Below are 25,820 nucleotides of genomic sequence, written 5' to 3' on the forward strand. Positions count from 1 at the left end.
CTGCTCGCCTCTGTGGCTAGGGTTGGCAGAGCAGGCGAGTTGAGAGGACTGCCCTGCTTCGGATGCACGCCACCCGAAGCACCCCCGTTCAGCGAACACGAAGACAGTGGAGCTTGAAGCATGCTTTCAGAGAAATCAGCACCCATCATCGAGGCCACCCTCCCGGTGGTCGGAGCGAACATCAACGAGATCGCCGAGCGCTTCTACCGGCACCTGTTCGAGACCCATCCCGAACTGCTCGACGGGATCTTCAATCGGGGCAACCAGGCCGACGGCCATCAGCAGCAGGCGCTTGCGGGCTCCGTTGCCGCGTTCGCGACCATGTTGGTCGACAACCCCGGGCAACTGCCCGAGTCGCTCCTCTCACGCATCAGCCACAAGCACGTGTCACTGGGCATCAAGCCCGAGCAATACGAAGTCGTCCACGACCACCTGTTCTGGGCCATCGTCGATGTCCTGGGCGACGCCGTCACCCCCGAGGTCGCGGCCGCCTGGGAGGAGGTCTACTGGCTCATGGCCAACACCCTGATCAACTTGGAGCGCGGCCTCTACGATGCCGTGGGCGTCGCCCCCGACACCATCTGGCGCACGTGGCGGCTGGTCCAGCGCATTCAGGAGACCGACGACGTCGTCACGTTCGTCGTCGAACGCACCGACGAGCGCGACGTCCTGCCATCGCTGCCAGGTCAGTACGTCACGCTGCAGATGCCGATGCCCGACGGCACCCGCCAGCCGCGCCAGTACAGCCTCACCCGGGCCGACGACGGACACCATCGCTGGTTCGCCGTCAAGCGGATCACGGGCGCGGGCAGTCCCGACGGGGAAGTATCCAACCTGCTGCACACGGCGGCGAAGGTCGGCGACGAGGTCGTGCTGTCCGCACCGTTCGGCGATGTCGTCCTCGACACCTCCGACCGGCCCGTGGTCTTGGCCAGCGCTGGAATCGGTGTGACCCCCATGGCCGGCATCCTCTCGCACCTGGCCCAATCCCGCTCGGGCCGTGAGGTCATGTTCCTGCACGCGGGAACGTCACCGGACTCCTATGCACTGCGAAACCAGGTGCAGGAGGATCTCGGAACGCTGCCGCAGGCGGGCATGGTGACCTGGTACGAGCGCGACCTGGATTCCGGTCCGGGCTCCGGTGACGAGCGTGCCGGCTTCATGGACCTCACCGACGTCGAACTTCCCGCCGACGCCGTCTACTTCCTCTGCGGGCCGCTCCCGTTCATGCAGGTGGTCCGCCAACAGCTCCTCGGTCTGGGCGTGTCGCCCAGGGACATCCAGTACGAGGTCTTCGGCCCCGACCTCTGGCAGGCCGACTACGAGTAGCCGGTACCGGGCAGGGCGACGATGAGCGGGTCGGTCACGACTCGATCCTCGTAGAGCGGATGCCGCGGGCCCCGCCCGCGCGTGTCACGGAAGCTGCTCGACCTGGGCGCGTCAACCAGCCCGCGGTTCGTAGCGGACGGGCGCGAATGCCGCGGCGACGAGCGAACGCAGCGTCTCGAGGTCGCGTCCGATGAACCTCTGCGCGCGTGCCTGCACGAGCACGTTGCCGATCGCGGTCGCCTCGACCGGGCCGGCGAGCACCGGCAGCCCGGCGCGGTCGGCGGTGCGCCGGCACAGCAGCTCGTTCAGGGCCCCGCCGCCGACGATGTGGATCGTCTCGACATCGACGCCCGACAGGATCGACGCGGTGCGAACCGCACCGGCGAACGCCTCGGCGAGGCTCTCGATGATCGACCGCGCGAACTCGGCACGACTCGCGGGTGCGGCGACGCCGTGCTCGGCGCACCACTCGGCGATACGGCCGGGCAGGTCGCCGGGAGCGAGGAAGCGCGGGTCGTTCGCGTCGAAGATCGAGATCGGCGAGGTGACGGATGCCGCGGCCGCGAGCAACGCGCTGAGCTCGACGGTCTCGCCCTCGCGTTCCCACTGCCGCACCGACTCGCTGAGCAGCCAGAGGCCCATGACGTTGTGCAGGAATCGCACACGCCCATCGACGCCGCCCTCGTTCGTGAAGTTCGCCTCGCGGGCCGCATCGGTCGTGACCGGATGTTCGAGTTCGACGCCGACGAGCCCCCACGTGCCGCACGAGATGTAGGCGGCCGTCTCGGCCCGCATCGGCACGGCGACGACCGCCGATGCGGTGTCGTGCGATCCGACCGCGACGACCTCGACGCCGTCCGGCGCGCCCAGCTCGGCGGCGACGCTCGACCTCAGGGCGCCGATTGGCTCACCTGGGCTGATGAGCGGCGCGAAGACGGATGCCGGAAACCCGAGCCGCGCGATGAGCTCGTCGTCCCACTCACCCGACTCCACGCCCACGAGTCCCGTCGTCGACGCATTCGTGCGCTCGGAGAGCTTCGCCCCGGTGAGCTGATAGGCGATGAGGTCGGGCACGAGCAGCAGCGAATCGGCCAGGTCGAGACATCCGCCGTCGCGTTCCGCGGCGAGCTGGTAGAGCGTGTTGAACGGAAGGAACTGCAGCCCGTTGCGGCGGTACAGCTCCGCGAACGGCACGATCGCGTGCACGGCCTCGGCACCGCCCGCGGTGCGGCGGTCGCGGTAGTGGAACGGTTCGCCGAGCATCCGGTCGCCCCGGATCAGCGCGTAGTCGACGGCCCACGAGTCGATGCCGATGCTTGCGACGTCGGGGGCGGCGCGAAGCGCCTCGCCCAGCCCCGCGAGCACGCTGCCGTACAGGCCCGTGAGATTCCAATGCAGCCCCGAGGCGAGCCGCACCGGGTTGTTCTGGAAGCGCGCGACGGATCGAAGCTCGAGCGTGCCCGCGCCGCGGCCGTCGACGTGGCCGAGCATCACCCGACCGCTCGTCGCCCCGAGGTCGACGGCCGCGACGGTGCCGTGCGTTGAGGAGCGACGAAGGTGCGTCTCGAAACCCGGTTGCGTCGTGTTTCGAGACGCGTCCTCCTTCGTCGGGCGCTCCTCAACCCGCGGCTGCTCGGTCATCGCAGGAAGGCCGCCGCGACACCCGCGTCGACCGGGACGTGCAGGCCGGTGGTGTGGCTGAGCTCGGGGCCGGTGAGCACGAACACCGCGTTCGCGACGTGCTCGGGGAGCACCTCGCGCTTGAGGATCGTGCGCTGGGCGTAGAACGTGCCGAGGTCCTCCTCTTCGATGCCGTAGGTCTTGGCGCGGTTCGCGCCCCATCCGCTCGCGAAGATGCCCGAGCCGCGCACGACGCCGTCGGGATTGATGCCGTTGACCTTGATGCCGTATTCGCCGAGCTCGACCGCGAGCAGGCGCACCTGGTGGGCCTGGTCGGCCTTCGTCGCCGAGTAGGCGATGTTGTTCGGGCCGGCGAACACCGAGTTCTTCGAGGAGATGTAGATGATGTCGCCGCCGAGGCCCTGGTCGATCAAGACGCGGGCGGCGGCCTTCGACACGAGGAACGAGCCCTTGGCCATCACGTCGTGCTGCAGGTCCCAGTCGGCCTCGGTCGTCTCGAGGAGCGGCTTCGAGAGCGACAGGCCCGCGTTGTTCACCACGAGGTCGAGCCCGCCGAAGGCGAGCACCGCGTCGTCGATCGCGGCCTGCACCGCCGCGGCGTCCGTCACATTCGCCTGCACGCCGATCGCGACATCGGTATCGCCGAGCTCGGCGGCCGCAGCCTGCGCCTTCTCGAGGTCGAGGTCGGCGATGACGACGCACGCGCCCTCGGCCGCGAGGCGGGCGGCGATGGCCTTGCCGATGCCCGAGGCGGCGCCAGTGACGAGCGCGACGCGGGTCGCGTGCGTCTTGGGCTTCGGCATGCGCTGCAGCTTGGCCTCCTCGAGCGCCCAGTACTCGATGCGGAACTTCTCGTCATCACTGATCGGCGCGTAGGTCGAGACCGACTCGGCGCCGCGCATCACGTTGATCGCGTTCACGTAGAACTCGCCGGCCACGCGCGCGGTCTGCTTGTTCGCACCGAACGAGAACATGCCCACACCGGGAACGAGCACGATGGCCGGGTCGGCACCGCGGATCGCGGGCCAACTGCCGGTCGAGCCCGTCGAAACCGCGTGGGCGTCGTAGTACGTCTGGTAGTCGGCGCGGTACTGCTCGTGCAGCTCCTTCAGGCGGGCGATGCTCTCCTCGACGCTCGCCGAAGCCGGCAGGTCGAGCACGAGCGGCTTGACCTTGGTGCGCAGGAAGTGGTCGGGGCAGCTCGTGCCGAGCGCGGCCAGCGGGGCGAGCTTCTCGCGGGAGCAGAACTCGAGCACCACGTCGGCGTCGGTGAAGTGGCCGACCTGCGGCCTGTCGTACGACGCGAGCCCGCGGATCGTCGGCGCAAGCGCGGCGGCCTTCGCGCGCCGCTCCACCTCGGGCAGCGCCTCGTAGCCGGGCACGACCGCGCCGAACGGGTCGGCCTTGCCGTGCTCGGCGAGGTAGGCCGCGGCGGTGTCGATGATCCAGAGCGAGTTGCGCTCGGACTCCTCTGACGTGCCGCCCCAGGCCGTGATGCCGTGGCCGCCGAGGATGCAGCCGATCGCCTGGGGGTTCGCCGCCTTGATCCCGGCGATGTCGAGACCGAGCTGGAACCCGGGTCGACGCCACGGCACCCACACGACCCTGTCGCCGAAGATCTTCGCGGTGAGCTCCTCGCCGTCGGCGGAGGTCGCGATCGCGATCCCCGTGTCGGGGTGCAGATGGTCGACGTGCGCGGCATTGACGAGGCCGTGCATGGCCGTGTCGATCGACGGCGCCGCGCCGCCCTTGCCGTGCAGCGTGTAGTCGAACGCGGCGACCATCTCGTCCTCGCGCTCGACGCCGGGGTAGACCGCCACGAGGTCGCGCAGGCGGTCGAGCCGCAGTACCGCGAGGCCCTGCTCGGTGAGCGTGCCGAGGTCGCCGCCCGAGCCCTTCACCCACATCAGCTCGACCGGCTCACCCGTGACGGGATCGGTCCCGGTGCCCTTCGCCGACGTGTTGCCGCCGGCGTAGTTCGTGTTCTTCGGGTCGGCACCGAGGCGGTTCGACCGCGCGATGAGGTCGGCAGCAGCCTGGTTCGTCATGGTCATGCCCCCCAGCCGGCCTGCACGCCGCCGACGCGGTCGGCCGCGATCTGCGAGAGGTAGCCGGATGCCGCGAACGCGGCCATCGGGTCGGCGGCAAGGCCGCGCGACTCGCGCCAGTCGGCGAGGGCCGGGCGCACGTCGGTGTAGAACGCGTCCATGAAGACGCGGTTGGCCTCGAGCACATCACCCGACACCTGCGCGGCGCGCAGCGCCTCGGTGTCGACGAGCAGCGCCCGGGCGGTCATCTCCTGCACGTTGAGCACGCTGCGGATCTGTCCGGGCACCTTGTCTTCCACGTTGTGGCACTGGTCGAGCATGAACGCCACGTCGGGGTGGTTGAAGCCGCCACCGCGGATCACCTCGAAGATGATGCGGAAGAGCTGGAAGGGGTCGGCGGCGCCGACGATGAGGTCGTCGTCGGCGTAGAAGCGGGAGTTGAAGTCGAACGAGCCGAGCTTTCCGAGGCGCAGCAGCTGCATGACGATGAACTCGATGTTCGTGCCGGGCGCGTGGTGCCCGGTGTCGAGGCAGACCATGGCCTTGTCGCCGAGTGCGGCCACCTGTGCGTACGACGTGCCCCAATCCGGGACATCCGTGTGATAGAACGCCGGCTCGAAGAACTTGTACTCGAGCACGAGGCGCTGGTCGTCGCCGAGGCGCTCGTAGATCGTGGCGAGCGAGTCGTGCAGGCGGTCCTGTCGACCGCGCAGGTCGGCCTGGCCCGGGTAGTTCGAGCCCTCGGCGAGCCAGATCTTCAGGTCGCGGCTGCCGGTCGCGTGCATGACGTCGATGCACTCGAAGTGGTGGTCGATGGCTTTCTGTCGAACCGAGGCGTCCTCGTGAGTGAGGGCGCCGAACTTGTAGTCGTCGTCTTGGAAGGTGTTCGAGTTGATCGTGCCGAGCGCGACGCCGTGGTCTTCGGCGTGGCGGCGCAGGTCGTCGTAGCTGTCGACCTTGTCCCACGGGATGTGCAGCGCCACGATCGGTGCGAGCGCGGTGTACCGGTGCACCTGCGCGGCATCCGCGATCTTCTCGTAGGGATCGCGCGGGGTGCCCGGCGTCGCGAAGACCTTGAATCGGGTTCCCGAGTTGCCGAACGCCCACGAGGGGAGCTCGATCGACTGCAGCTCGAGCTGGTCGAGGACGGTCTGCGGAATGGTGCTCACGAGTCGCTGCTTTCTGTTCTGGTGCCACTGCGGGCGGGGTCGGATGCCGCGTCGGCGACGACCGCGGCGAGCTGGTCTTCGAGGTGGAACACCTCGGTGAGCCTGAGGAAGCCCTCGTCGGGCGGCACGTCGAGGTCGACGAAGAAGTCGGCCATCTCGGCCTGCCAGCGGGCATTCACGTCGGTGCCTGCCATCGCCGCCTGCGCCTCGACGATCGACGGCGTCTCGACGTAGCCGATGAGCAGTCCGTCGTCGCGAAGGAAGAGGGAGTAGTTGTTCCAGCCGGTCGCCTTGAGCGCCCGGAGCATGTCGGGCCACACGGCGGCATGGCGCTCGCGGTACTCGTCGATGCGCTCGGGTTTCACCTGGAGCTGGAAGCACACGCGTTCGAACGTCATGATCACACCTCTCGGTAGTCGATGCCGAGCAGCGAGGCCGCAGCGCGGTAGTCGCCGGCACGGTGTCCGACCGACAGCGACCAGTGGTGACCGATGCCGGTCGCCGACCACTCGTCGACCCACTCGCCGGGATCGCGGCCGAAGTCGACCCGACTGGTGGTATTGCCGATCTCGAGCAACGGCCCCGGCACCACGATGCCCTCGGACGCCACGAAGGCGAGACCGCCGTCGCGATCCTGCCCGAGCCCCAGCAGCGTGACCGGGCCGGCCTGCACGTCGAACTCGACCGAGACGCCCCAGCCGCGCTTGCCGTGGTACACACCGAGTCCTCTGAGCAGCGGCTCGCGGGCCGACACCGCGAGGTGCGCGGGACCGTCGTGGCCCATCTCGACCACCCCGTCCTCGAAGTTGAGCGCCTGGATCTCGCAGAACGACCCGCCGGCGCCGACGACCTGCGTCGCGAGCTGCGCGACCGTCGTGCGCAGCTCGTACTCGCCCGTCGCGGGGATGCCCCGTGCCGTCAGCAGCGATGCCCCGAGGATCATCCCTGCGCCCAGCCGTTCGTGTTGCTCCCCGTCGAGTCCGCGATGGTAGTAGGCGAGCGAGTCGAGGTCGAAGTCCTCGACCAGGCGATCGAGCCCGACCGACACGCGGGCGCCCCAGGCGAAGTCCACGTCGTCGACGGTGTCGTCGAGCGTGAAGATCTCGCGGGCAAGGGACATCCGCTCGCTCGTCTCGGCGTCGGTGACCTGCTCGACCCGCACCCGCAGGTCATCGAACTCGAGCACCTCCACGTGCGACCCGAACGTAACGGGCAGCAGCGTGAGATCGGTCGACACGTCGAGCATGCCGGGGTACACGTGTCCCATGAGGCCGTGGCGCGCATGGCGCAGGGCCGCGCGCACGTGCGCGGCGTTGATCCAGCGCTCGATGCGCTGCCACGCCGACTCCTGGCGCAGCCAGCCCGAGACGCTGCGGAACGGGATGCCCGCGCGCCGGAACACGTTGCCGATCTCGGGCACGGGGCACTGCCCGCAGTACGCGAGCCACGCGCCGGTATCGAACGAGGCGTGGTCCATCTTCTCGGTCGGCTGCAGGTCGATCACCAGCACCGGCGTGTTCGCGCGCTGCGCGATCGGCAGCACCATCGACGACGTGAGGTAGGTCGTGAGGAACAGCACGATGAGGTCGCAGTCGGCCTGCCGCAGCCGCTCGGCGGCGACCGCGCCCTCCTGTGCGTCCGAGATGAACCCGACGTCGGTGACCTCGGCGTCCATCGCCTGGAATCGCTCGGACACGTAGCGGGCGGACTCCTGAAGCTGCGGCAGCAGGTCGGGGAACTGCGGCCAGTACGTGCCGAGGCCGCCGGCGACGAGGCCGATGCGCGGCTTCCGTCGCGCCTTCGGCGGCAGCAGGCCGCTCACGTCGCGTGCGGGTGCGTCGGTCATGGTCGTCATCTCCTTCGTGATGTGGGCGGGGTCTGTCCACGGATTCGGCAGCTCCGCACTGCGTGCGCGCGATTGAGCGCGACGCGGCGGAACTCCGAAACGGCGTACAGGCGGGTGCCTGGAGAGTGGGGCGGATGCCGCTGGCGCGGCTCGCGGCATCCGCCCCGGTTCAGCGACTAGAAGTCGTAGTCGTCGATGTTTTCGGCGTTGAACACGGTCGGCGGGCCGACGATGACGATGCCGCCCTCGCCGATCTCGCGCTCACCGAGGTCGCCGGCCTCGAAGGTCTCGCCGACTTCGCCGGTGAGGTCGCCGTCAGCGAGCGCCTTGCCGGCGAACGCCGCCACGTAGCCGAGCTGGGCCGGGTCCCACAGGGCGAACTCGGTGACGGTGCCGTCCTTCACGAACGGGCGCATCTCGTTCGGCAGGCCGAGGCCGGTGAGGGCGACCTGGCCCTTGTACTCCGACGTCGAGAGGTAGCGCGCCGTCGCGGCGATGCCGACCGTCGTGGGCGAGATGATGCCCTTCAGGTTCGGGTACGCCTGCATCAGGCCCTGCGCCTCCTGGAACGACTTCGTGTCGTCGTCGTCGCCGTAGACCTTCGCGACGAGTTCGATATCGGCGTAGTCGGGGTTCGACGCGAGCTCCTCCTCCATGAACTTGATCCACTCGTTCTGGTTGGTGGCGTTCGCGGTCGCCGAGAGGATCGCGATCTCGCCGGCTCCGCCGATCTGCTCGGAGATGAGTTCGACCTGGATGAGCGCGACCTCCTTCGCCACGACCTGGCTGATGAACACGTCGCGGCAGTCAGGGTTCGTGTCGGAGTCGAAGGCGACGATCTTGGCGCCGCCGGTGCGCGCCTCCTCGAGGGCCGAGCAGACCGCGTCGGGGTCGTTCGCGGCGATGACGATGACGTTCGTGCCCGCCTGGGTCTCGGCGTTGATGAACGAGACCTGGCTCGACGCGCTCGCGTCGAGCGGGCCGACGACCGCGCTGGAGGCGAATCCGGCCGCTTCAGCGCCCTCTTCGCCGCCGCCGAGCACGACGTCGGTGTACGGGTTGTTGAGCTGCTTCGGGATGAACGTGATCGTCTGGTCGCCTTCGGTGCCCGAACCGCCGCCGGACTCGGAACCGCCGCCGGCGGCGCAGCCCGTCGCGATGAGGGCGATGGTCGCCGCGGTTGCGGCGATGGTCGCGATCCGCCGGGTGCGTGTGCCCCGGCCGGTGCGCGTGCGGAACAACTCCATTGTCTTTTCCTTCCTTCGTGCGCCAGGTGCTAGGCGCTGACCGACCCCGAGGGCTGGGCCTGGGGGAGTTCGCGGCGCACACGACGATCGTGGCGTCGGCGTTTCACGGCATCGAGGATGCTCGGTGCGACGACCGAGGCGATCAACAGCGTGCCGGTGACGATGATGAGCACGACATCGGAGACGCGTCCGAGTCGCAGGGCGTAGTTGATCGTGCCGATGAGGAGGACGCCGGCGACGACGCCCGGGATCGAGCCCTTGCCGCCGAAGATCGACACCCCGCCCAGGAGCACGGCCGCGATCACCGCGAGTTCGAGTCCGCTCGCGTTGTCGGAACGCGCACTCGAGTAGCGAAGCGTCCAGTAGATGCCGGCGAGGGCCGACACGCCCCCGGAGGCGACGTAGAGCCAGAACTTGGATCGAGCCACGTGGATGCCCACGAACCTCGCCGCCTCGGTGCTGAAGCCGAGCGCGTACAGGCCCCGCCCGAACGGGGTGAAGTGCAGGATCACGCCGAAGGCGACGACGATGATCAGCACGCCGATCATGACGGTGGGGATGCCGGTCGCGCCGATCTTCGAGGTGAAGAAGGCCGTGAGCTCCGGCGGGAAGTTCGCGACGGCGTTGTCTCCGATGACGACGAGCGCGAGCCCGCGGAACAGCGCCAGCGTGCCGATCGTCACGGCGAGCGATGGGAGCCCGACGACGGCGACGAGGAAGCCGTTGAACGCGCCGGCGAGCACGCCGACCACGAGCCCGAGGGCGAGCACCACGCCGATGTCCCACCCGGCCTGCCACAGCACACCCATGAGCGCGCTGGTGAGGCCCGCGATGGAGGCGACCGACAGGTCGATCTCGCCCGTGATGATGATGAGGGTCATCGGCATCGCGATGAGCAGCACCGGGATCACGTCGAGCAGCAGGAATCCGACCGTGACGGGCGAGGCGAAGCGGGGGATCGAGATCATCGCGATGACGATCGTCGCGATGAGCAGGTAGATCATGATCGCGTCGCGCCCGAGCAGGATGCGTGCCCAGCCGGTTCGGCCGCGAGGCTCGTCGCGCAGCGTCTTCGTCGTGTCGGCCGAGACCGCCGATGTCGCCGTGGGTTCCACCATCTCGGTGTGCTTGGTGTCAGACATCCCGGGCCTCGCTGAGTCGGAGTCGACGAGCCGTGCGGATGCTCGCGACGCGGTCGATGATGATCGCGGCGAGGATGAGCACGCCCACGATCGCCTGCTGCCAGAACTTGTCGACCCGCAGCGCGGTGAGCGCGCTCGTGATGGTCGTGAGGAGGAGGGCGCCGATCGCCGCGCCGACCACCGAGCCGCTGCCGCCGAAGATCGCGACGCCGCCCACGACGGCCGCGGCGACCACGTCGAGTTCGAGTCCCGTTCCGGTCGTCGCGCCGACGGAGTTGAAGCGTGACGCGTAGAGCACACCCGCGAGGCCCGCGAGCACGCCGTTCACCGCGAAGGCGATGAAGACCCGGCGCCCGACGGGGATTCCGAAGAGCTTCGCGGCATCGGGATCCGACCCGATCGCATAGAGGTCGCGACCCGACCGCGTGCCTGCCATCACGATCGCGACGACGACGACGACGAGGACCGCGAGCAGCGTGATCAACGGGAACCCGAGGATCGTGTCGACCGACAGCGCGCCGAACGCGTCGGGACGGTCGTCGGCGAAGTACTGCGTGCCACCGGCCCAAGCGTTGTTGAGACCACGGTAGATGTAGAGCGTACCGAGCGTGATGACGAGCGCCGGCACGCGGGCGAGGGTCACGAGGAGGCCGTTGATCGCCCCGAGGATCGCGCCGAAGGCGAGCCCGATCGCGAAGACCGCGATGATCGGGATGCCGGGCACGTTCGCGAAGAGCGAGCCGGTGCCGAACGCGACGAGGCCGAGGATCGATCCCACCGACAGGTCGACATTGCGCGTGATGATCACGAGTGCCTGGCCGACGCCGAGGATGATCATGATCGTCGCGTTGAGCAGCAGGTCCTTCGTGCCCTGCGGCGACAGGAAGAGCGGGTTCGCGGCGTACGTGACGAGCACGAGCACGATGAGCGCGAGCGCGACCGGGAACTCGCGCAGGCGCAGCACCCCGGCGAGGCGTGAGCCGCCCGGCCTCGACTTCGTGGGCGGGGGAGTCGGCGCCGGGGTGGGCGTCGACGTGACGGTGTCGGTCATTCGGTGTGCTCCCGGGTGGCGGTCGCCGCGTGCATCACGGCTTCGGGGGTGGCATCCGCTCGATCGAGGCGGGCGGTGATACGGCCTTCGTGCATGACGAGGACCCGGTCGGCCATGCCGAGCACCTCGGGAAGCTCCGACGAGATCATGAGGATCGCGATGCCGCGCCCCGCGAGGTCGGAGAGGAGTCGGTGCACTTCGGCCTTGGTTCCGACGTCGATGCCGCGCGTCGGCTCGTCGACGATCAGGAGCTTCGGCTCGGTGGCGAGCCACTTGGCCAGCACGACCTTCTGCTGGTTGCCGCCCGAGAGCGTCGAGACCGCGTACTCCTGCGAACCGGTCTTCACCTGGAGGCGCTTCGTCCACTCCACCGCGGCCGCGCGTTCGCGACCGCCGTTGATGAGGCCGAACCGGGCCAGCGAGTTCCGCAGGGTGAGCGTCGCGTTGCGGGCGACCGAGAGGTCCATCACGAGCCCCTGCTTGCGCCGATCCTCTGGGACGAAGCCGATGCCCGCGTCGATGGCGGCCTGCGGATCGCGCGGCCGCAGGGCGCGGCCGAGCAGTTCGACGCTCCCGCTGTCGTAGCCGTCGATGCCGAACACTGCTCGGGCTACCTCGGTGCGGCCGGCGCCGACGAGCCCGGCGAGCGCGACGATCTCGCCCGAGCGCACGTCGAAGTCGATGTCGCTGAACACGCCCGCGCTCGAGAGCCCGGAGACGGTGAGCACGCGGTCGCCGATCTCGGCCTCGACCTTGGGGAAGAGTTGGTCGATGTCTCGGCCGACCATCTCGCGCACGATGACCGGAGTCGTGACGGAGGCGGTGTCGTGGGTGCCGATGTAGCGACCGTCGCGCATGACGGTGATGCGGTCGGTGAGCGCGAAGATCTCGTCGAAGCGGTGCGAGATGAACAGGATGCCCGCTCCGCGATCGCGCAGGCCGCGGGCGACGGCGAAGAGACGGTCGACCTCGACACCCGAGAGCGCCGCGGTCGGCTCGTCCATCACGAGCACCTTGGCCTCGAGTGAGATCGCCTTCGCGATCTCGATGATCTGCTGGTCGGCGATCGAGAGACCCTCGGCGATGCGGTCGGGATCGATCGGCACGCCGAGTCGCTCGAACAGCGCGCGGGCTTCGGCGCGCATGCGCGTGCGGCTGATGAGACGGGAACGCCCCTTCGGCTGCCGGCCGATGAAGATGTTCTCGGCGACGGTGAGATCGGGGAACAGCGTCGGCTCCTGGTAGATGACCGAGATGCCCGCGGCCTTGCTGTCGGCGACCGTGCGGAAGGCGACCGGCTGCCCGTCGACCGTGAACTCACCGGCGTCGGGGTGGTAGAGACCCGCGAGGATCTTCACGAGCGTCGACTTGCCGGCACCGTTCTCGCCCACGAGGGCGTGGATCTCGCCGGAACGGAGTTCGATCGTGCCGTCGGCCAGGGCGACCACGGGACCGAACGTCTTCGCAGCGTGGCGCAGGGCGAGCACTGCCGGTGGTGGCGTGGCGACGTCAGTGGTCGGTTCTTGCGACATCGGTAGCACGCACCTCCGCGTTGAGGAATGAATCGTTTCAGCAATCCCGATGTTAGGGCTATCCATCGGTGACGTCAACTTCTTCCGAGTCTCGTTATTGATTCGATTCATTTCGGTGCTCGATGCGCAATACTGTGTGGACGAGCCAGCGCGCGACTCACTACCGGCACGAGTTGGCGACGATCGTCCGAGGGGGGCCGAATGGCGGTGAGTGTGCGCGATGTCGCGGCTGCGGCATCGGTGTCGGTCGGCACGGTCTCGAACGTGCTCAACCGGCCCGACAAGGTGTCGCCGGCCACGGTCGAGCGTGTGCACGCCGCGATCCAAGAGCTCGGCTTCGTTCGCAACGACGCCGCTCGCCAGCTGCGCGCCGGGCGCAGCCGCTCGATCGGACTCGTCGTGCTCGACGTTCGCAACCCGTTCTTCACCGACGTCGCACGGGGTGCCGAAGACCGTGCCGCCGAAGACGGAATGACGATCCTGCTCGGCAACAGCGACGAGAACGCCGATCGCGAGGGTTCGTACCTCGACCTGTTCGAGGAGCAGCGCGTGCGCGGCGTGCTCATCACGCCGCTCACCGACGACCTTCCGCGACTCGAGCGGCTGCAGGGTCGCGGCACGCCCGTCGTGCTCGTCGACCGTGAGGCCGCAGACCGGCGCTTCTCGTCAGTCGCCGTCGACGATGTCGTGGGCGGCGAACTCGCCGTGCGGCATCTCGCCGAGGTCGGCCGGCGCCGCATCGCCTTCGTCGGCGGACCGATGGCGATCCGCCAGGTGACCGATCGCCTCGAAGGCGCCCGGCGCGCGGTCGCGGCGACACCGGGCATGACGATCGAGGTCGTCGAGACCGAGTCCCTCACCGTGCTCGCGGGACGGGCCGCCGGTGCCGGCATCCGCGAGCGCGTGGCATCCGACCGGCCCGACGCGATCTTCGCCGCCAACGACCTGCTCGCCATGGGCGTGCTGCAGGCGCTCATGATGCAGGGAACGGTGCGCGTGCCAGAAGACATCGCGCTCATCGGGTACGACGACATCGACTTCGCGTCGGCGGCGGTGGTGCCGTTGTCGTCCATCCGGCAACCGGCGGCGCTCATCGGCTACACGGCGGTCGACCTGCTGCTGAAGGAGGCAGGCGAGGCAGAAGATGGCGGGCGTGAGCGCGAACGCGTGATCTTCCAGCCCGAGCTCGTCGTGCGGGGTTCGACGGTCGCGGATTCCGCGTCATCACCGCCGTAGCGCGCAGCGCACACGCGACAGTGCGCTACGTGCGCGCCGGTGTCGATTCTCGCAGCACGACCTCGGTCGCCACGGCGCGGGCAGCGGCATCCGAATTGCCGAGTGCCAGGCGAAGCGCGCGGCGGCCGAGCGCTTCGAGCGGTACGCGCACGGTCGTGAGCGGCGGGGTGACGTCGCGCGCGGTCGGGATGTCGTCGAAGCCGGCGACGGCGACGTCGGCGCCCGGGGTGAGCCCGGCGTCACGGATCGCCGAGAGCGCACCGACGGCCATGATGTCGCTGGCGGCGAAGACGAGCTCGATCCCGTCGAGTCCGCGCGAGAGCAACCGCCGCATGCCGTCGTAGCCGCCGTCGCGGGTGAACGCCGTGCGAACGACGTCGTCGTCTCGCAGCGAGCCACCGCCGGCCTCGAGGCCGGCGCGGAAGCCGTCGAGGCGGTCGACCTCGGCGAGCAGCCCCTCGCTGCCGGTGAGCACACCGAACCTCCGGTAGCCGATGCCGGTCAACGCGCGCGCGAGCGCGACGGCGCCCCCCGCGTTGTCGACGAGCACGGTCCGCAGACCGAGTTCGTTGCGGCCGATGAGCACGACCACGCCGCCCGCGCGCTCGTAGGCCCGCAGCTCGTGACCGAGTGCGCTCTCGGCCGAATCGGCCGTCGGTCGTGATCCGGCCAGGATCATGACGCGCGGGCGCTGCCCCCGGAGCGCGCGAACGAATTCGAGCTCGCGCTCGGCGTCGCGGTCGGTCGCCGTCATCGTGACGATGAGCCGAGCGGCGTCCGCCTCGGCGACGACGCCCGCCGCGATCGACGAGAAGTAGGGGTCGGCGATATCGGCGACGAGCAGCGCCACCGTGGTCGTCGTTCCTCTGGCCATGGCCTGGGCCGGGACGTTGGGGGAGTAGTCGAGCCGCGCCGCCGCCTGGAGCACGCGCTCGCGGAACTCGTCGTTGACCTTGCGGGTGCTGCCGTTGATCGAGCGAGACGCGGTGGCCAATGAGACGCCCGCCTCGCGCGCGACGTCGTGCAGGGTCGCGGGTCGGCTGGGCCGAGTGTCAATGCCGCCGTCGGTCATCGGTCCTCCTGCGCGTCGGCGCGGGCGCCTCGACTCGGCGGGGCAGCGCAGGTCGGATGTCGCGGGCGGGCCGTTGGGCGTCGTGTCGGTGGTGCTGGTAGGAATGATACAACTCAGGCAGCGCTTTCCCACAGGTCGAGAACAAGGTGGAACCACGGTGACTCGTCGCGTCGTCGTCGCACCCGACTCGTTCAAGGGCGCCGTCTCAGCTGCCGATGCCGCGGCGGCGATCGCGCGGGGCTGGTCGAGCGTCGCCCCGAGCGACCAACTCGTGCTCCGTCCGATGGCCGACGGCGGCGAGGGCACCGTTGACGCGCTCGAGGCGGCGCACCCCAGTGCCCTGCGCATCCCCGTCACGGTACAGGGTCCCGACGGCCGGCCGGTCGCGACCTCGTGGCTGTGGCTGCCCGATGGCAGCGCCGTCGTCGAACTCGCGATGACGAGCGGCATCACGCTGCTCGACGCGCCGCGCCCGCTCGACGCACACACCCTGGGCTTCGGCCAGGCGATCGCCGCGGCGCTCGACGCCGGGGCCTCGCGGCTGGTGCTCGCGATCGGCGGAAGTTCGTCGACCGACGGCGGCGTGGGGGCGCTCGCCGCGCTCGGCGGCCGGTTCGCCGACGCCTCGGGGCGACCGATCCGACTCGGCAACCGCGGCCTCGGCACCGTCGCGCGCATCGACCTGTCGGGGCTCCGGCCGTTGCCCGAGGGCGGGGCGACGATCCTCTCCGACGTGACGAACCCCCTGCTCGGACCCATGGGCGCCGCGGCGGTGTTCGGCCCGCAGAAGGGCGCCGACACCGACGGCGTCGACGTGCTCGAACAGAACCTCGCGCGCCTCGCCCGCCTCGTGCAGCGCTCGCCGCTCGGCTCGGTTGACCCGGCGACCCCGGGCGCGGGCGCAGCCGGCGGCACGGGCTTCGGACTGCTCGCGTGGGGTGCGACGATGGCCGGCGGCGCGAGCGCCGTCGCCGATGCGATGCGGCTCGACGAAGCACTCGAGGGGGCCGCGCTCGTCATCACGGGCGAGGGCCGGTTCGACGGCCAGTCCGCAGCCGGCAAGGCACCCACCGAGGTCGCCCGCCGGGCTGCGGCAGCGGGGGTTCCGGTCGCCCTCGTCGCAGGCGCGATCGTCGCCGAGACCGACCGCTTCGCGGCATCCGTCTCGCTCACCGACCTCGCCGGCGACGCCGCCGGCGCGATGACCGAACCGGTGCGATGGCTCGAACGCGCCAGTGCTGAACTCGCCCGTTCGATCGGCTGACCCCACGTCACATGCGAGGAGCACTCGGGGACGCTGAGTATGGTGGAAGACGCCGCGCGCGAGGTTGCCCCACGTGGCAGCCCCGTTCGACAGAAGGGTCCGCGCGTGAGTTCACATCGCTCTGCCATCGAAGACGTCTATGCCCAGGTGCTGGCGCGCAACCCCGGCGAGGCCGAGTTCCACCAGGCCGTGCACGAGGTCTTCGACTCGCTCGACCGCGTGCTCGAGAAGCATCCCGGGTACGTTCAGGCGTCGATCCTCGAGCGCATCTGCGAGCCCGAGCGCCAGATCATCTTCCGCGTGCCGTGGGTCGACGACGCCGGTCGCGTGCAGATCAACCGCGGCTTCCGCGTGCAGTACAACTCGGCGCTCGGCCCCTACAAGGGCGGCCTGCGGTTCCACCCGACCGTCACCCTCGGCACCGTCAAGTTCCTCGGCTTCGAGCAGATCTTCAAGAACGCCCTGACCGGCATGCCGATCGGCGGCGGCAAGGGCGGCAGCGACTTCGACCCGAAGGGCCGCTCAGACGCCGAGGTCATGCGCTTCTGCCAGTCGTTCATGACCGAGCTCTCGCGGCACGTCGGCGAGTATCGTGACGTGCCCGCGGGCGACATCGGTGTCGGCGGCCGCGAGATCGGCTACCTCTTCGGCCAGTACAAGCGCATGACGAACCAGTACGAGTCGGGCGTGCTCACCGGCAAGGGCCTCACCTGGGGCGGCTCGCTCGTGCGCACCGAGGCGACCGGCTACGGAGCGGTGTTCTTCACCGAGCACATGCTCGCCACGAAGGGCCGCTCGTTCGACGGCGCCCGCGTGCTCGTGTCGGGTTCGGGCAACGTCGCGACCTACGCGATCGAGAAGGTGCACGCCCTCGGCGGCATCGTCGTCGGCGCCTCCGACTCGGCGGGCGCCGTGCACGACCCCGACGGCATCGACCTCGACCTGCTGCGCGACATCAAGGAACGCCGGCGCGAGCGCATCAGCGTGTACGCCGACGAGCGCGGCGACCGGGCGAAGTTCATGCCCGGGGCATCCGTCTGGGATATCGAGAGCGACGACCCGATCCAGGTCGCCCTGCCCTGCGCCACGCAGAACGAGATCAGCGAGGCACAGGCGGCGAAGCTCGTCGCCGGTGGGCTCATCGCGCTCGCCGAGGGCGCCAACATGCCCACGACGCCCGGCGCGATCCGGGTGCTCAGAGAGGCCGGTGTGCTGTTCGGGCCCGGCAAGGCCGCGAACGCGGGCGGCGTCGCGACGTCTGCGCTCGAGATGCAGCAGAACGCGTCACGCGACTCGTGGAGCTTCGAGCACACCGAGGCGCGGCTCGCCGAGATCATGGCCGGCATCCACGAGCGCACCGCCACGACCGCCGACGAATACGGCGCACCCGGCGACTACGTGGTCGGCGCGAACATCGCGGGGTTCATCCGCGTCGCCGATGCGATGCTCGCGCTCGGCGTGATCTGAGGCGAACCCGCTTCACGGCTCGACGACGCGCTCGGTGATTCCGCGCGCGAGTTCGACGAGCCGGGTGCCGCTGTCGCGCGCTCGCTGGCGGATGAGGCCGAACGCCTCGTCGACGTCGATGCCGCGGGTCTGCGCCACGATCCCCTTCGCCTGCTCGATGAGCACCCGGCTGTCGAGCGCGTGCTGCAGCTGCGCGCGCACGACGTCGCCCTCGCGCACGGCGCGCTCGTGCAGGATGCTGATGGTCGCGACGTCGGCGAGCGCGCGGGCGACCAGCGCGTCGTCGTCGTTCAGGCGACCACGCGAGGTTCCGAACAGGTTGAGCGAACCGATCGTCGAATCCCGCAATCGCATGGGGATCGCGTGCACCGATTCGTAGCCGGCGTCGGATGCCGCTTCCGCGAGCGTCGGCCACCGGTCGCCGATCTCGGTGCGATCGGCTGCCGAGACGACCGCGCCGGACGTGTAGGCGTCGATGCACGGCCCCGCACCGATCGACAGCTGCACCGCGCCGAGTCGCTCGCTGCGCGCACTCGTCGCTGCTGCCACCGCGAGCGCTCCGCGCGGATCGGCGAGGATGATGCCGGCATCGGCCGCGTCGAGCAGGTCCCTGCATCGCTCGACGAGGGTGTGCAGGAGGTCGATCACGTCGTAGCCCTCGACCAGCGTGTCGGCGAGCGTCACGAACGTCTCCACGAGTCGACTCTCCCGGGTCGCGTCGTTCATGTGCTCATTGTAAAAACGGGTCGCCGACAGCGCCAGCTTCGGGCACGCTGTGAACCGCGCGCGGAGTCTTGTCGGGCCGTTTCGGCGAGCGTAGCCTTGACGTAGGTAGCCCTGGACCTCGGTCACCTGAATCTGTTTCCGTCGCGTCGTCGCACGCGACCCAGACGAAGGAACCGAGGATGTCCGCCATCATCCGCACCCACGCCGCTTCAGCGTCATCCGCCGGCCATCCGGGCAACAGCGAGTTCACCGAACTCGCCCGGCTCATTCAGGCGTCGGGACTCATGAGACGCCGCTACGGGTACTACTGGACCAAGCTCGTCGCCGTGCCGGTCGCGTATGCCGTTGCGATCGCCGCCTTCATCTGGATCGGCGACAGCTGGTGGCAGCTGGTCGTCGCCGTGGGGTTCGCGGTGCTGTTCACCCAGACGGCATTCCTGGGGCATGACGCCGCGCACCGCCAGATCTTCAGGTCGGGCGTCTGGAACGACTGGACGTGCCTCGTCGTGGGCAACCTCTTCGTGGGCATGAGCTACGGGTGGTGGCAGCACAAGCACACGCGCCACCACGCCAATCCCAACAAGATCGGCGCCGATCCCGACATCGAGCTGCCGGTCATCTCGTTCACGCCCGAGCAGGCCTCGCGCCGGCGCAACGCGCTGACGGGGTGGCTCGTCGCCCATCAGGGCGTCTTCTTCTTCCCGGTCCTGTTGCTCGAGGGGCTCTCGCTCCACGCGTCGAGCGTGCACCGGGTCTTCGCCAAGGAGCCCGTGAAGCGGCGGTGGGTCGAGATCACCTTTCTGATGATTCGAGTCGTCGGATACCTCGCCCTCGTGTTCCTCGTGCTGTCGCCGGGTGTGGCGGCTGCCTTCCTCGGCGTGCAACTCGGACTCTTCGGGTTCTACATGGGTGCCTCGTTCGCGCCGAACCACAAGGGCATGCCCCTCGTGCCGCCGACGCTGAAGCTCGACTTCCTCAGGCGCCAGGCGATGATGAGCCGCAACATCCGCGGCAACCGCTGGATCGACACCGCCATGGGCGGACTCAACTACCAGGTCGAGCACCACCTCTTCCCGTCGATGCCGCGCCCGCACCTTCGCCGTGCCGCGCCGATCATCTCGGGCTACTTGCGCGAGCACGACGTGCCCTACGTGCAGGCCGGACTGTTCGAGTCGTACGGCATCGTGCTGCGCTACATCAACCGCGTGGGGCTCGGCGAACGGGATCCGTTCGAGTGCCCGCTCGTGGCGGCGCGGCAGACGATCTGATTGGCCGGACGCCCCACCGCCGCAACGGACTGCGTCTCGATCGCGGAGAGCGCCGCGGTCGGGGCATCCGCGAATCGAACGACGGGTCGCCATGCAGACTGCGGATGCCTCGCCACACGCATTCCCCGTGAGAACACCAGCCAGCCCAGCCCGATGAGGGCCGCGACCGCGGCCGCGACCGCCGCGACGCCGAGTGCCCACCGCGGGCCCAGGCCGTCGGCGACCGCGCCGACGATGGGTGCGCCGACGGGTGTTCCGCCGACGAGGATCGCCATGTACAGGGCCATGACGCGGCCCCGCAGCGCGGGATCGGTCGTCGTCTGCACGTAGCCGTTGGCGGTGGTGAGAATCGTGACGGCGCCGAGGCCGATGAGGATCGTCGAGGCCGCGAACGTCCAGAACGTGGGCATGAGCGCCGCGATCAGCGTGGCGACACCGAAGAACGCGGTGGCCAGGATGACGATGCGGATGCGGGCGCGCTCACGGCGGGCGGCGAGCAGCGCACCCGTGAGCGAGCCGATCGCGAGGATCGACGAGAGCAGCCCGTATTCGCCCGCACCGCGCCCGAACTCGACCGCCATCGTCGACGAGAAGATCGGGAAGTTCATGCCGAACGCACCGATCAGGAACACGATGACGAACACGATCATGAGGTCGGGTCGCGTCAGCACGTAGCGGAAGCCCGCGATGAACTGGGCCACGGGCCTCTCTGAGCCGGTCGCTCGAACCACCGGCTTCAGTCGCCCGCCGCGCAGCATGGCGAGGGCGCCGAGCACCGCGAGGAACGAGACGGCGTTGATGACGAACACCCAGCCAGAGCCCACCAGCACGATGAGGACGCCGGCGACGGCGGGGCCGATGAGGCGGGCGGAGTTGAACGACGCCGAGTTCAGCGCGACCGCGTTCGACATGTTCGAGCTCGAGACCAGGTCGGAGACGAAGGTCTGCCGCGCGGGCATGTCGACGGCGTTGACGATGCCGAGCGCGAGGGCGAACGCGTAGAGGTGCCAGAGCTCGGCGTGGCCGAGGATGAGCAGCAGGCCCAGGCCGAGTCCGAGGAGCATGAGGGCCGACTGGGTGAACATCAGGATCTTGCGGCGCTCGAAGCGGTCGGCGAGAAGGCCGGTGATGGGCACGAGAAGCAGCTGCGGGGCGAACTGCAGGGCCATGGTGATGCCCACGGCGAAGGCGTCGTTGTCGGTGAGTTCGGTGAGGACGACCCAGTTCTGGGCCGTGGCCTGCATCCAGGCGCCCACGTTCGAGACGAGGGCGCCAATGAACCAGATGCGGTAGTTGCGGTGGGCGAGGGAACGGAACATGGCACTCACTGGGTGGCGAGTCCTCCGATCAGTTCTGCGGCGCGGGCGAGTACGGCGCGGTCTTCTTTCGAGAGGTCGCGCAGGCGGGTGGTGAGCCATGCGTCTCGCTGCGAGATGGTGGCCTTGACGAGGGCGAGGCCAGCGTCGTTCAGGGTGATGTTGGTCTTGCGGCGGTCGACCTCGTCGGCGGTGCGCTCGATGTAGCCGGTCTCTTCGAGGCAGTTGACGGTGCGGTTCATCGACGGCGCCGACACCTTCTCGCGCTCGGCGAGCTGTGTAAGGGTCTGCGTGCCGCCGCGGTAGAGCGCGCCGAGCACCGCGAACTGGGCATCGCTGAGCGCCTCGTCGGCCTTCTGCGCACGCATTCGGCGGGCCAGTCGAAAGGTCGCCAAACGCAGCTCGGTGCTTTGCTCTGCGATGGTTGCCATGGCTAATTAGTGTAGCTCATTAGCGTGGCTAAGTAAAATTGGTCTGGCGCCGTCGCGCTCTGATGACACGACGAGGGGCCCGCGCGTCGCGCGGACCCCTCGGAGGCAGGATGCCTCAGTCGCAGACGAGCCTCAGTCGCAGACGAACTTCGCGTCACCCCACACGCCGTGGGCGCCGTTGATGCTGCCCGGCGCCTCGACGATCAGGTCGACGTACTGCGCCCCGCTGAGGTCGACGTCCAGAGACTCGGGTGCGAACCCGGGTGTGAACGTGCGCGACTGGTAGCGGTTGACCCCGTCGGCGTCGACCTTGAAGATCACGTTGCCGGCGAAGCCGGCCTCGAGTCCCACGTCCGCGGTGAAGGCGCTGCACGCCCCGCCCACGTAGTAGGTGATCTTCGACAGTGCGTGCACGCCGAGACCCTTCTCGTACGTCGGCCGCTCACCCGTAGCGGGGTCGGTGTAGTTGATCGCGAGCGGCAGGTCGGGCGAGTTCGCGGCGTCCTTGTTCGCCACGTTCTTGCCGATGACCCCCCAGCCGTTCGTGGCGCTCAGCCACGGCAGCTCCGAGGCGAACACCGTGCCGCTCGGCGGCGTCGGCAGCGGCTGGTCGACGACCTTCCAGTCGAAGATCTTGAGCCGCGACTCGGTCGGCAGCACGACGTACGCGAGCTCCTTCGCCGGGTTCAAGCGCACCATGTTCGAGTACACCTGGTACCTGCCCGTGGGGTACTCGTACACCGCGGGGTTCGTCGCGCTGTTGCGCCCGAGCGAGGTGATCGCGACGCTCGAGCCGCCGAGCCCCGAGGCTTGCAGCAGCCAGTTCGGGAAGTACACGCTCTGCTTCGAGACGGTGCCGTCGGTGTAGTGGAGCTCGAGCTCGGGGTTCACCCCGCCGCCCGTGGCCGCCGAGGCGAGCAGGGCGAGGTGGGTTCCCTGCCCCGAGAGCGCGACCGTCTGCCCCGCGGGTGCGACCGAGTCGGCCGCGCCCGAGGGGGCCGGCCAGGTGTACTCGATCGCCGCGTCGCCGGTGCCGACGGTGACCGTCGAACCGGGGGTGACCCCGGCGCGGGCGAGCGCCTCGGCCGAGAACGTGGCACCGCCGCCGTCGAAGTTCCCGGCCTTCGCCGTTGCGATCTCGGTGACCGAGTCGGCGTTGAACGCGCCTGCCAGCGAGCCGTACGCGACGTACAGCTGGTTCGCTCCCGACACCGTGTTCGGGTCGCCCTGCGAGGTGAAGGCCGCCTCGACCGTCACGGTCTGCAGGTCCGCTGCAGCGGCATCCGTCACCTCGAAGACGAACTCGGCGCTCGCCGAGCCGCCCGCCTTCACCGTGCCGACCCGGTCGCCGGCCGACGAGACGAGGGTCCAACCCTCGGGCGCGACGGGCGTCAGCACGACGCCGTCCTTGGCCTTGGTGCCGGTGTTCCGGAACGCGGCGGCCACCGTGGTCTGCTCGCCCTGGAAGATGCGATCGGCGAGCTCGACGGCGACCGATGCCGCGGAGGCATCGGCGTCCTTGCCGCCCACGCTGCTCGTGGCGGCCAGCACGACCTCGGCACGCTCGCCCGAGGCGATCGGCTCGAGCTTGACGGCGACGACACCGCCGGCGTCGTCGGCGTCGTAGAACCAGCCGGATGCCGCGGCCTCGAGTTCGGCCATCGACCCGTGCTCGCCCAACCTGACGTCGTCGATCGTCACGTTCGCCGGAGCCGAGCCGGTGTGCGCCTCGATGACGTACGGACGGGCGTCCGCCTTGCCCGCGTACTCGCCATCGCGTGCCCCGATCTCGACGGTCACGGTGCCCTTCTTGCCCGCGGCGGGTGCCGTGACCGAGAAGTCCTGCGTGCTCGAGGCGCCGTCGGCGTAGGCGCGGGTGACCTTGTCGTCCTCGTAGAGTGCGAACTCGCTCTCGCCCTGCGGGTACACCGAGAGCGTGATCGGCGAGTCCTCGGGAACGAGCGAGGCGTTGCGGGCGACGATGCCTTGCGGCACCAGTGCGCCGGCGCGCACGAAGATCGGCAGGCGCTCGAGCGGAGCGGGGTGGCCGTTCAGCACCTGCCCGCCCTCGTGCACCTTGCCCGTCCAGTAGTCGACCCACTGGTCGCCGGCCGGCAGGTAGATGCCGTTGCGCACCGCGGTCTTCGTGAACACGGGGGCGACGAGGTAGTCGCTTCCGAGCAGGAACTCGTTGTTGGCCTCGACGCTGTACGCGCCCGGGTCCTTCGGGTACTCGAGCGCGATCGACCGCATCATCGGCAGGCCGCTGCGGTGCGATTCTGCCGCGAGCGAGTAGATGTAGGGCATGAGCTGCTGGCGCAGCTGCAGGTAGTCGCGGTTGATCGCGGTCGCCTGCTCCCCGTACAGCCACGGACGCTTGTCGGTGCTGGCCCAGCCGCTCATCGAGTACAGCGCGGGGGCGAACGCCTTCCACTGCAGGTCGCGCACGTAGCTCTCGGCCGAACCGCCGAAGATGCCGTCGACATCACCCGTGGTGAACGGCAGGCCCGAGTTTCCGGCGCCGGTGAGCGCCGAGACCTGCCAGCGCACGGCGTCGAGGTTGCCCGAGTGATCGCCCGTCCACTGCATGCCGCAGCGTTGCGAGCCGGCCCAGCCCTCGACCATGAGCGAGGTGCCACGGGCGTCGGAGTACTGCTCGATGCCGTTGTAGGCGGCCTCGCAGCCGGTGAGCGCGAGGCGGTAGCCCGAGCCGACCCAGGCCACGTCGAGCTTGCGCAGGCGAATGCCGGCCTCACCGACCTCGTACTCCTGTTCGGTGAGCGAGCGCTGCGTCCAGAGCCCGGTCTTCAGGCCGGTCTCGGCCTCGATCGCGTCGACCGTCTCAGGCAGCTCCTGGTACTCGCAGCCGTAGCCGTCGTTGACGAGCATCCAACCTGCGGGCATGTCGTGCTCGACGAAGCCCTTCGCGATCTCGAGCGCCTGCGGGGTTCGCAGCTTCGCCGGGTCCTTCGAACCCGAGTACGTCGGGCTCGAACGGTTGTAGCAGTCGGCGTCACCGTACTCGAGCGCATAGACCGGCGGCATCATCGGCCGGCCGGTGAGCTTCGTGTAGCCGTCGAGCGCCTTCGTGTACGAGCCGACGAAGTAGTAGGCGTCGAAGCGCTGCTCGGCGTGCGTCGTCGTGTGCGCCGCGAAGTCGTAGCTGCCCGCGGCGAAGGTGTTGCGCAGCACACCGTAGCCGTTGGACGACATGTAGTAGGGCACCGCGTTCGGGTAGCCCTCGTCGTCCCAGTCGAAGTTGCGTGCGACGTTGATGGTCGCCCCGGTGTGCACCGAGCGGCCGTTCTGCATGCCGCCGCCGAGGAACTGCTCGCCGTCGAACTCGTCGAGGTGCTGGGTGGTCGAGCGGTCGCCGAAGGTCAGCGGCGCGGATTCCGACCAGACCACTGAGCCGTCGCTGCGCTTCAGGGTGGCGGCACCCGAGGCGCGGTCGACCTCGAGCGTGACCGCCGAGGTCGCGATCGCGATGGTGTCGCCGTCGTTCACATCGACGGATGTCCCGTCGAAGTCGCCGGTGCCCACGACGATGTTCGCGGTGCGTGCGGGGTCGCCCTGCGGGGTGTTCGCCGGATCGGTGAACTCGCCGGTCGGCGTGGCCTCGAGGCGGAGCGTGCGCTCGTCGAGGAAGGTCGCCCGCAGCGCGCCGTGCTCGGCCCCGAGCGTGACGCTCGCGCCGTCCTGCTCGACGTCGACGATGGCGCCGAGCGTCTCACCCGTCTCGTCGACGGGCACCTCGGGGATCACCTTCTTCGGCGTGATGGGCGTGGGTTCCGTCGCCGCGGCGGCCGGTTCGGGGGTCGATCCGACGGCGAGGGCGACGGAGCTCATGCCGGTCATCGCGACGATCGCCGCGAGACCGAGTGCGGTGGCGCGCCGGGGTCGCCCGGCGACGCGTGTTCGGGGTGGAAGCATCGTTGCTCGCATTCGTAGTTGTGAGTGAATATGGTTGAAACACTGCGAAACGTTCAAATAAGATCATTTGTGAATCATCCCCGTCAAGGGGAATCAACGAAT

The 25,820-nt window shown here is 69.4% G+C and carries 19 protein-coding genes; 5 read left to right on the forward strand and 14 right to left on the reverse strand.

All coding sequences use genetic code 11. The features are described from left to right. Nucleotides 1–120 precede the first annotated feature (120 nt). Entirely contained in the window at nt 121–1,329 is a 1,209-nt protein-coding gene (locus tag LSF15_RS14135; protein ID WP_232499196.1) for a globin domain-containing protein, read from the forward strand. 111 nt (nt 1,330–1,440) lie between these two features. On the opposite strand, the gene LSF15_RS14140 is transcribed toward LSF15_RS14135, so the two are convergent. The 9 genes from LSF15_RS14140 to LSF15_RS14180 form a co-directional block, all read right to left on the reverse strand. Then, on the reverse strand, nt 1,441–2,970 hold the full coding sequence (locus tag LSF15_RS14140; RefSeq protein WP_269756473.1) for a rhamnulokinase: 1,530 nt from the start codon (nt 2,968–2,970) through the stop codon (nt 1,441–1,443). Further along, complete coding sequence (locus LSF15_RS14145; RefSeq protein WP_232499331.1) at nt 2,967–5,018, reverse strand: bifunctional aldolase/short-chain dehydrogenase; 2,052 nt, start codon at nt 5,016–5,018, stop codon at nt 2,967–2,969. Before LSF15_RS14145 ends, LSF15_RS14140 begins: the two co-directional genes overlap by 4 nt. A 2-nt stretch (nt 5,019–5,020) precedes the next feature. Next, on the reverse strand, nt 5,021–6,187 hold the full coding sequence (rhaI, locus tag LSF15_RS14150; protein WP_232499197.1) for an L-rhamnose isomerase: 1,167 nt from the start codon (nt 6,185–6,187) through the stop codon (nt 5,021–5,023). Further along, the gene (locus LSF15_RS14155; protein WP_232499198.1) at nt 6,184–6,585 is read right to left on the reverse strand and encodes an L-rhamnose mutarotase; all 402 of its coding nucleotides are present in this window, start codon (nt 6,583–6,585) and stop codon (nt 6,184–6,186) included. Before LSF15_RS14155 ends, rhaI begins: the two co-directional genes overlap by 4 nt. Before the next feature lie 2 nt (nt 6,586–6,587). Continuing rightward, on the reverse strand, nt 6,588–8,033 hold the full coding sequence (locus LSF15_RS14160; RefSeq protein WP_232499199.1) for an L-fucose/L-arabinose isomerase family protein: 1,446 nt from the start codon (nt 8,031–8,033) through the stop codon (nt 6,588–6,590). A 176-nt stretch (nt 8,034–8,209) separates the two neighbouring features. After that, nucleotides 8,210–9,280: a rhamnose ABC transporter substrate-binding protein gene (rhaS, locus tag LSF15_RS14165; protein ID WP_232499200.1), complete on the reverse strand. Its 1,071-nt coding sequence runs from the start codon at nt 9,278–9,280 to the stop codon at nt 8,210–8,212. A 29-nt stretch (nt 9,281–9,309) separates the two neighbouring features. Continuing rightward, complete coding sequence (locus tag LSF15_RS14170; protein WP_232499201.1) at nt 9,310–10,422, reverse strand: ABC transporter permease; 1,113 nt, start codon at nt 10,420–10,422, stop codon at nt 9,310–9,312. Further along, nucleotides 10,415–11,473 carry an ABC transporter permease gene (locus LSF15_RS14175; protein ID WP_232499202.1) on the reverse strand — a complete coding sequence of 353 codons (1,059 nt, stop codon included), beginning with the start codon at nt 11,471–11,473 and terminating at the stop codon, nt 10,415–10,417. The genes LSF15_RS14170 and LSF15_RS14175 overlap by 8 nt, the downstream gene beginning before the upstream one ends. Beyond that, a complete protein-coding gene (locus LSF15_RS14180) occupies nt 11,470–13,005 on the reverse strand; it encodes a sugar ABC transporter ATP-binding protein (protein WP_232499203.1) in 1,536 nt (511 codons plus the stop codon). The genes LSF15_RS14175 and LSF15_RS14180 overlap by 4 nt, the downstream gene beginning before the upstream one ends. Before the next feature lie 201 nt (nt 13,006–13,206). Between LSF15_RS14180 and LSF15_RS14185 the strand changes: the two genes are divergently transcribed. After that, nucleotides 13,207–14,241 carry a LacI family DNA-binding transcriptional regulator gene (locus LSF15_RS14185; protein WP_232499204.1) on the forward strand — a complete coding sequence of 345 codons (1,035 nt, stop codon included), beginning with the start codon at nt 13,207–13,209 and terminating at the stop codon, nt 14,239–14,241. Between the two features lie 25 nt (nt 14,242–14,266). Here LSF15_RS14185 and LSF15_RS14190 read toward each other — a convergent pair whose 3' ends face one another. Continuing rightward, entirely contained in the window at nt 14,267–15,313 is a 1,047-nt protein-coding gene (locus LSF15_RS14190; RefSeq protein WP_232499205.1) for a LacI family DNA-binding transcriptional regulator, read from the reverse strand. A 157-nt stretch (nt 15,314–15,470) separates the two neighbouring features. Here LSF15_RS14190 and LSF15_RS14195 point away from each other — a divergent pair, with 157 nt between their 5' ends. Both LSF15_RS14195 and gdhA read left to right on the forward strand, forming a co-directional pair. After that, a complete protein-coding gene (locus LSF15_RS14195) occupies nt 15,471–16,577 on the forward strand; it encodes a glycerate kinase (protein ID WP_232499206.1) in 1,107 nt (368 codons plus the stop codon). 105 nt (nt 16,578–16,682) lie between these two features. Further along, the gene (gene gdhA / locus LSF15_RS14200) at nt 16,683–18,044 is read left to right on the forward strand and encodes an NADP-specific glutamate dehydrogenase (protein WP_232499207.1); all 1,362 of its coding nucleotides are present in this window, start codon (nt 16,683–16,685) and stop codon (nt 18,042–18,044) included. Nucleotides 18,045–18,056: 12 nt separating this feature from the next. Here gdhA and LSF15_RS14205 read toward each other — a convergent pair whose 3' ends face one another. After that, complete coding sequence (locus LSF15_RS14205; RefSeq protein ID WP_232499208.1) at nt 18,057–18,770, reverse strand: GAF and ANTAR domain-containing protein; 714 nt, start codon at nt 18,768–18,770, stop codon at nt 18,057–18,059. A gap of 179 nt (nt 18,771–18,949) precedes the next feature. On the opposite strand from LSF15_RS14205, the gene LSF15_RS14210 reads away from it, so the two are divergent. Continuing rightward, nucleotides 18,950–20,038 (forward strand): fatty acid desaturase family protein, encoded by a 1,089-nt coding sequence (locus tag LSF15_RS14210; protein WP_232499209.1) that lies wholly within the window; start codon nt 18,950–18,952, stop codon nt 20,036–20,038. On the opposite strand, the gene LSF15_RS14215 is transcribed toward LSF15_RS14210, so the two are convergent. The 3 genes from LSF15_RS14215 to LSF15_RS14225 all read right to left on the reverse strand — a co-directional run bounded on the left by LSF15_RS14215 (nt 19,963) and on the right by LSF15_RS14225 (nt 25,718). Next, complete coding sequence (locus LSF15_RS14215) at nt 19,963–21,357, reverse strand: MFS transporter (protein ID WP_232499210.1); 1,395 nt, start codon at nt 21,355–21,357, stop codon at nt 19,963–19,965. The two genes, LSF15_RS14210 and LSF15_RS14215, sit on opposite strands and share 76 nt — an antisense overlap. Before the next feature lie 5 nt (nt 21,358–21,362). Continuing rightward, on the reverse strand, nt 21,363–21,785 hold the full coding sequence (locus tag LSF15_RS14220; RefSeq protein WP_232499211.1) for a MarR family winged helix-turn-helix transcriptional regulator: 423 nt from the start codon (nt 21,783–21,785) through the stop codon (nt 21,363–21,365). A 132-nt stretch (nt 21,786–21,917) separates the two neighbouring features. Further along, nucleotides 21,918–25,718: an NPCBM/NEW2 domain-containing protein gene (locus tag LSF15_RS14225; RefSeq protein WP_232499212.1), complete on the reverse strand. Its 3,801-nt coding sequence runs from the start codon at nt 25,716–25,718 to the stop codon at nt 21,918–21,920. Nucleotides 25,719–25,820: the final 102 nt, after the last annotated feature.

This window comes from Agromyces humatus (assembly GCF_021228295.1).
GTDB classification, from domain to species: Bacteria; Actinomycetota; Actinomycetes; order Actinomycetales; family Microbacteriaceae; genus Agromyces; species Agromyces humatus.

Excerpts from the sequence above, each read along its gene's own strand:
- LSF15_RS14135 (WP_232499196.1), top strand. The coding sequence starts at position 121 with ATGCTTTCAGAGAAATCAGCACCCATCATCGAGGCCACCCTCCCGGTG.
- LSF15_RS14140 (WP_269756473.1), bottom strand. The coding sequence starts at position 2,970 with ATGACCGAGCAGCCGCGGGTTGAGGAGCGCCCGACGAAGGAGGACGCG.
- LSF15_RS14145 (WP_232499331.1), bottom strand. The coding sequence starts at position 5,018 with ATGACGAACCAGGCTGCTGCCGACCTCATCGCGCGGTCGAACCGCCTC.
- LSF15_RS14155 (WP_232499198.1), bottom strand. The coding sequence starts at position 6,585 with ATGACGTTCGAACGCGTGTGCTTCCAGCTCCAGGTGAAACCCGAGCGC.
- LSF15_RS14160 (WP_232499199.1), bottom strand. The coding sequence starts at position 8,033 with ATGACCGACGCACCCGCACGCGACGTGAGCGGCCTGCTGCCGCCGAAG.
- rhaS (WP_232499200.1), bottom strand. The coding sequence starts at position 9,280 with ATGGAGTTGTTCCGCACGCGCACCGGCCGGGGCACACGCACCCGGCGG.
- LSF15_RS14170 (WP_232499201.1), bottom strand. The coding sequence starts at position 10,422 with ATGTCTGACACCAAGCACACCGAGATGGTGGAACCCACGGCGACATCG.
- LSF15_RS14175 (WP_232499202.1), bottom strand. The coding sequence starts at position 11,473 with ATGACCGACACCGTCACGTCGACGCCCACCCCGGCGCCGACTCCCCCG.
- LSF15_RS14180 (WP_232499203.1), bottom strand. The coding sequence starts at position 13,005 with ATGTCGCAAGAACCGACCACTGACGTCGCCACGCCACCACCGGCAGTG.
- LSF15_RS14185 (WP_232499204.1), top strand. The coding sequence starts at position 13,207 with ATGGCGGTGAGTGTGCGCGATGTCGCGGCTGCGGCATCGGTGTCGGTC.
- LSF15_RS14190 (WP_232499205.1), bottom strand. The coding sequence starts at position 15,313 with ATGACCGACGGCGGCATTGACACTCGGCCCAGCCGACCCGCGACCCTG.
- LSF15_RS14205 (WP_232499208.1), bottom strand. The coding sequence starts at position 18,770 with ATGAACGACGCGACCCGGGAGAGTCGACTCGTGGAGACGTTCGTGACG.
- LSF15_RS14210 (WP_232499209.1), top strand. The coding sequence starts at position 18,950 with ATGTCCGCCATCATCCGCACCCACGCCGCTTCAGCGTCATCCGCCGGC.
- LSF15_RS14215 (WP_232499210.1), bottom strand. The coding sequence starts at position 21,357 with ATGTTCCGTTCCCTCGCCCACCGCAACTACCGCATCTGGTTCATTGGC.
- LSF15_RS14220 (WP_232499211.1), bottom strand. The coding sequence starts at position 21,785 with ATGGCAACCATCGCAGAGCAAAGCACCGAGCTGCGTTTGGCGACCTTT.
- LSF15_RS14225 (WP_232499212.1), bottom strand. The coding sequence starts at position 25,718 with ATGCTTCCACCCCGAACACGCGTCGCCGGGCGACCCCGGCGCGCCACC.